Genomic DNA, 6,098 nt, shown 5'->3' on the forward strand with positions numbered 1-6,098 from the left:
CGGCCCGCTCCTACGGACGTTCAGAACACCTCGACACTTCGAGCAACACGCAATGGGGACAGAGCCTTATCCGTTGCCCGCAAGGCGGCTGAGCGATTCGCCGAATCATTCCCTATACTGCAGCGCAGAGCGCCCGCAGCGCCCCCATTCCAACCCCTTCGAGCCGGAACCCCTATCGTGAAAATTCGTCGTACGATGGCCTGCCTACTGCTGCTTTGCGTCGCCGCGCTGCCCGCCGCCCATGCCCGGGCCGCCAGCAAGACGACCAGCCAGGAACTCGCCTCCGGCAGCGCCCTGCTGGTCGACCTCAAGACCAACGAAGTGCTGTATTCGATCAACCCCGACATGGTGGTCCCGATCGCTTCGGTGACCAAACTGATGACCGCCATGGTCACCCTCGATGCCAAGCTGCCGCTGGACGAGCAACTGCCGGTCACCATCCGCGACGCGGCCGAGATGCAGGGCGTGTTCTCGCGCGTGCGCATCGGCAGCGAAATCAGCCGCCGCGAGATGCTGCTGCTGACCCTGATGTCCTCGGAGAACCGCGCCGCCGCGAGCCTGGCGCACCACTATCCGGGCGGCTATGCGGCGTTCGTCCAGGCGATGAACGCCAAGGCACGGGCGCTGGGCATGGCGCAGACGCACTATGTCGAGCCGACCGGGCTGTCCGAGCGCAACGTGTCGAGCGCCAACGACCTGGTCAAGCTGATCCGCGCCAGCCGCCAGTACGCGCTGATCCAGCAGTTCAGCACCACCGACGAGAAGACCGTGGCCTTCCGCAAGCCCAACTACACCCTCGGCTTTCGCAACACCAACGCGCTGGTGCGCAAGCCCAACTGGGACATCCAGCTGAGCAAGACCGGTTTCACCAACGCCGCCGGCCACTGCCTGGTGATGAGCACCACCATGAACCAGCGTCCGGTGGCCTTCGTGGTGCTCGACGCCTTCGGCAAGTACACCCACATGGCCGACGCCAATCGCCTGAAGAAATGGCTGGAAACCGGCAACATCACCCCGGTGCCGGCGGCCGCCCTGGCCTACAAGCAGCAGAAGCAGGCCGAACGGCAGCTGGCCGGGCAACCCGCCAACGCCGCGCAAACGGTGGCCGGCGCGCGTTGAGGCTGCGCCGGTTCGGTTGAGGACGACGAAACGAAGCCGGGCTCAGCCCGCCAGCACCGCATCCACCAGCGCCTTGGCCTCGGCCTGGATGCGCGCCAGGTGCGCCTCGCCCTCGAAGCTCTCGGCGTAGATCTTGTAGACGTCCTCGGTGCCGGATGGGCGCGCGGCGAACCAGCCGTTTTCGGTTTCCACCTTCAGCCCGCCGATCGCCGCGCCGTTGCCGGGTGCTTCGGTGAGGATGCGCGTGATCGGCTGCCCGGCCAGTTCCTTCGCCGTCACCTGCGAGGCCGAGAGCTTGCCCAGGCGCGCCTTCTGTTCGCGGTCGGCCGGGGCATCGATGCGCTGGTAGACCGGCGCGCCGAAGCGCTCGGTCAGCGCCTGGTAACGCTCGCTCGGGTCCTTGCCGGTCACCGCGGTGATCTCCGCGGCGAGCAGGCCGAGGATCAGCCCGTCCTTGTCGGTGGACCAGGCACCGCCCTGCTTGTCGAGGAAGGACGCGCCGGCCGATTCCTCGCCGCCGAAACCCAGGCTGCCATCCAGCAGCCCGTCGACGAACCACTTGAAGCCCACCGGCACTTCCACCAGGCGGCGGCCGATGCCGGCGGCGACGCGGTCGATCATCGACGAGGACACCAGCGTCTTGCCGATGCCCGCCTGCGCGCTCCAGCCCGGACGGTGGGTGAACAGGTAGTCGATGGCCACGGCCAGGTAATGGTTGGGGTTCATCAGCCCGCCGGAGCGGGTGACGATGCCGTGGCGGTCGTGGTCGGTGTCGCAGGCGAAGGCCACGTCGAAGCGGTCCTTGTTCTCGATCAGCCCGGCCATGGCGTGCGGCGAGCTGCAGTCCATGCGGATCTTGCCGTCCCAGTCCAGGCGCATGAAGCGGAAAGTCGGGTCGACCACCGTGGACAGCACTTCCAGCGGCAGGCCGAAGCGTTCGGCGATGCGCGGCCAGTAGTGCACGCCGGCGCCGCCCAGCGGGTCGACGGCGAATGTCAGGCCCGACGCGCGGATGGCATCGAGGTCGATCACCTGCTCCAGCCCGCCGACGTAGGCGTCGATGAAATCGAAGCGCTGGGTGGTCGACGCCTGCAGCGCCTGGCGGTAGTCCATGCGCTTGACGCCGTCGAGTCCGGCGACCAGCAGCGCATTGGCGCGCTCCTGGATCCACTTGGTCACGCCGGTATCGGCCGGGCCGCCATTGCTGGGGTTGTACTTGAAGCCGCCATCGCCCGGCGGGTTGTGCGACGGCGTGATGACGATGCCATCGGCCAGCCCGCTCGTGCGGCCCAGGTTGTAGGAGAGGATCGCATTGGAGATCGCCGGGGTCGGCGTGTAGCCGGGCTCGCCGCCGGTCTCCGGGCAGCCGGCGTCGATGCGGGTCTCGATGCCGTTGGCCGCCAGCACTTCCAGCGCCGAAATGAACGCCGGTTCGGACAGCGCGTGGGTATCCATGCCCATGAACAGCGGGCCGTCGACGCCTTCCTGGCGGCGGTAGTCGCAGATCGCCTGGGTGGTGGCGAGGATGTGCCACTCGTTGAAGCTGCCCTTGAGCGAGCCGCCGCGATGCCCGGAGGTGCCGAACGCCACCTGCTGCGCCGGATCGCTCGGGTCCGGCCGGTCGCTGTAGTAGCGCGCCACCAGGCGCGGCAGGTGGGTCAGGCTGTGTACGTCGGGCAGGCGACCTGCGTTGGGGGCGATGCTCATGGGGCTGTCCTTCAGGAATAAGACGATACGCCGGCCGGTCCGGGCGCGGCGAAAAGCGAATGAAACGCCAGTCGGCGCCATTTATCCAGAGCTTCGACCGCGCAAGCGGCGGCGGTTCCCTGCTCGGCCTCGCCTGCCGCGTTGCGCTTGAGCCGAGCGCACTCGTCGCCCGGCTGGAACCTCCGTCGAGCCGCCCGTTCTTCTGCTTAGCGGCCGGCATTCGCCTGCCCGTCATACGGAGGTTCAGCCATGAACGCCGACGAACGAATTCGCCAGCGCGCCTACGAGATCTGGCAAGCCGAGGGCCAGCCGGAAGGCCAGGAAACCGAACACTGGCAGCGTGCCAGGGGCGAGATCGAACCTTTCTACAAGGAAGGCGATGCCGAGGCCGGCAGCGTCGAAAGCAGCGTCGCCATTCCCATGCCACGCACGGGCGGCGAGCAGTAGCGCAGCGACCAGCCGTGCGCCCGAACGCGCGGCTCAAGCGCACAAGCGTTCGCTGAGGTCATCGAGAAAACAGCCGATGCGCGAGGCCAGCGCGGTGTTGCGGTAATACACCGCGTTGATCGGCTGGCGCCCGTCGCCGCGCCGCGCCGCCAGCACCTCCAGCAGATCGCCACGGGCACGGTCGCCCTCGGTCATGAGGTCCGACAGGCAGACCAGGCCCTCGCCGGCCAGCGCCAGTTCGCGCACGGTGTCGCCGCTGGAAGCGCGCAGCGATGGCGTGATGCGCCAGGCCGAGCTCATGGCGCAGCGGCCAGTCATTGAGGGTATCCGGCTCGGTGAAGCCGATCAGGCTGGGTCCGGCCAGCTCTTCGACCTGTTGCGGCGTGCCATGCCGCGCCAGATAGCCCGGGCTCGCCAGCACGCGCCGAAAGCTGTGGCACAGCGGCCGCGCATGCAGGCTGGAGTCGGGCAGAGCACCGATGCGGATGGCCAGATCGATGCGTCGCTCCAGCAGATCGACGATACGGTCATCGCTGTGCAGCTCCAGCTCGATCAGCGGATAGCGCGCACGGAAATCGCCGATCAGCGGCACGATCACATGCAGCATGAACGGCGACGCGGTATTGACCCGCAAGCGCCCGGCCGGCGCCTGCCGCCGCAGCGCCATCTGCTCCTCGGCTACCTCCACGCTGGCCTCGCCTTCCTCGGTCAGCTCCAGCCGCCGCGTGGTGCGGCGCAACAGCGTCACCGCCAGCTTCTCTTCCAGCCGACTCAACGCCCGGCTGACGCCCGAGGCGGTCTGTTCCAGCTGCTCGGCCGCAGCGCTGATCGAGCCACTGTCGACCACGCTGACAAAGGCGAGCATTTCGTCGAGGTTGGTTTTCATAAGGTGGGGGCGTGTGGAAGAGAGCGGAGTGGTGGAGTCTGGCGGCAGTGGTGAATGGCTTCAACCAGGTGGTGCCGATCGCATCTTGATTGGCCGTTGCCCTGCAGCCGATCAACAGGGCGAACACCCGCACGCCCTGGGCCAATGACACATCAGGTGGCAATAGGAAAAGCGAGGATTAATCCATCGTCTGCTTTACCCGTAGGGAAGCAGTGGCTAATGTGCCATCACGCGCAGCAACTGCGCATTCGATCACGGTTTCGCTGCGGCAACTTGACGTGGCACCGGCCCGTTTCCAAGGAAGGTACAGATGGCGCGCTTTTTCCCTGTTCGCTCCCAATGCCAGTTCGATACACGTGGCGAGTGGTGTTTTGCTGAGGAGAAAAGCGAGAGAAAAGGTGGCAGATTTATTATTCGCCGATGTCCCGTCCTGCTAGAAAAATAAATCTGTCCCCCTTTTTCCAGTCCCCCTTTTTCCAAGGCACTGGAGTCGCGCGGCATCCTCGACTCGATGAACGGCCGGATCGCCGTCGGCTGGCTGGTGGTCGAGGACCTGGCCACGGTGATGGTGCTGCTGCCGCCGCTGGCCGGCGTGCTCGGTGGCACTGAAGTGGAAGGTGCTTCGGCGAGCAACATCTGGTACAGCCTGGGCAAGACCCTGCTGCTGGTGGCCGGCTTCATCGCGATGATGCTGGTGGCCGGCCGGCGCATCCTGCCCTGGCTGCTGATGCAGGTGGCCAAGACCGGCTCGCGCGAGCTGTTCACCCTGGCGGTGATCGCCTGTGCGATCGGCCTCGCCTACGGTGCCGCCGCGCTATTCCAGGTGTCCTTCGCCCTCGGCGCCTTCTTCGCCGGCATGGTCATGCGCGAGTCGGACCTCAGCCACCGCGCCGCCGAGGAATCGCTGCCGCTGCGCGACGCGTTCGCGGTGCTGTTCTTCGTCTCGGTCGGCATGCTGTTCGACCCCCGCGTGCTGATCGAGGAGCCGCTGCACGTGCTGGCGGTGGTGGCGATCATCATCATCGGCAAGTCGCTGGCCGCCGCCGCCCTGGTGCTGGCCCTGCGTTATCCGCTGAACACCGCGCTCACCGTGGCGGCGAGCCTGGCGCAGATCGGCGAGTTCTCGTTCATCCTCGCCGGCCTGGGGTTGTCCCTCGGCCTGCTGCCGCAGGAGGGCGTGAGCCTAGTGCTGGCCGGCGCGCTGATCTCCATCGCGCTGAACCCGGCGGTGTTCTCCCTGATCAAGCCGTTCAAGGAGCTGGCGCTGCGCCGCTCCGCCTTCGCCCGTCGCCTCGAACACCGCGAGGACCCGCTGGCGGTGCTGCCGATGAGTACCGAGCGCAAGTACCTCGAAGGCCAGGTGGTGGTGGTCGGCTGCGGTCGCGTCGGCTGGCGCATCATCCGTACCCTGGGCGAGCGCAACATCCCCTTCGTGGTGGTCGAGCAGAACCGCGAGCGGGTGGAGAAGATCCGCGGCCAGGGCCTCGTCGCAGTGAGCGGCGATTCCTCCGATCCGGCCACGCTGATCCAGGCGCACATCGCCGACGCGGCCATGCTGGTCATCGCCACGCCCGACCCGCTGAACGTCCAGCGCATGGTGGAGATCGCCCGGACGCTGAACCCGGATATCGAGATCGTCATCCGCACCCACAGTGCCGACGCGGTGGAAATCTTCCGCAAGCAGGAGCTGGGCCAGGTGTTCTTCGACGAAGAAGAGCTGGCACGCGGGATGAAGGCCTACATCCTGTCGAAGTTCGCGCCCACGGAGCAAACCGCCGGACCCGCCGAGCATAGCCAGGAACAGGGCCCGGCCGCCTGAGCCGACCGGCGCGTAGGGAGCCGCTGCGCAAGGCAGCGGTTCCTTCAAGAGAATACGGCGCAGATGGTTACGCTGTCGAACCTGTGGATGGCTCGTCGACATTTACTGACGAGTGCAGGA

General features: G+C 66.9%; 4 protein-coding genes and 1 pseudogene. 3 read left to right on the forward strand and 2 right to left on the reverse strand.

Annotated features, from left to right (window positions below):
* The first annotated feature begins 177 nt into the window (after positions 1-177).
* Positions 178-1,119, forward strand: coding sequence for a D-alanyl-D-alanine endopeptidase (gene pbpG, locus IN820_RS05655; protein ID WP_193680040.1), 942 nt, complete (start codon positions 178-180; stop codon positions 1,117-1,119).
* A gap of 42 nt (positions 1,120-1,161) precedes the next feature.
* Here pbpG and pgm read toward each other — a convergent pair whose 3' ends face one another.
* Entirely contained in the window at positions 1,162-2,826 is a 1,665-nt protein-coding gene (gene pgm / locus IN820_RS05660) for a phosphoglucomutase (alpha-D-glucose-1,6-bisphosphate-dependent) (RefSeq protein ID WP_193680041.1), read from the reverse strand.
* A 249-nt stretch (positions 2,827-3,075) separates the two neighbouring features.
* Here pgm and IN820_RS05665 point away from each other — a divergent pair, with 249 nt between their 5' ends.
* Positions 3,076-3,273 carry a DUF2934 domain-containing protein gene (locus tag IN820_RS05665; protein ID WP_193680042.1) on the forward strand — a complete coding sequence of 66 codons (198 nt, stop codon included), beginning with the start codon at positions 3,076-3,078 and terminating at the stop codon, positions 3,271-3,273.
* Between the two features lie 33 nt (positions 3,274-3,306).
* Here the strand turns inward: IN820_RS05665 and IN820_RS05670 are convergent.
* Positions 3,307-4,159: pseudogene (locus tag IN820_RS05670) on the reverse strand (LysR substrate-binding domain-containing protein).
* Between the two features lie 484 nt (positions 4,160-4,643).
* Here IN820_RS05670 and IN820_RS05675 point away from each other — a divergent pair.
* Positions 4,644-5,978 carry a cation:proton antiporter domain-containing protein gene (locus IN820_RS05675; protein ID WP_268939434.1) on the forward strand — a complete coding sequence of 445 codons (1,335 nt, stop codon included), beginning with the start codon at positions 4,644-4,646 and terminating at the stop codon, positions 5,976-5,978.
* Positions 5,979-6,098 lie beyond the last annotated feature (120 nt).

Source organism: Pseudomonas lopnurensis (assembly GCF_015070855.1).
GTDB classification, from domain to species: Bacteria; Pseudomonadota; Gammaproteobacteria; order Pseudomonadales; family Pseudomonadaceae; genus Stutzerimonas; species Stutzerimonas lopnurensis.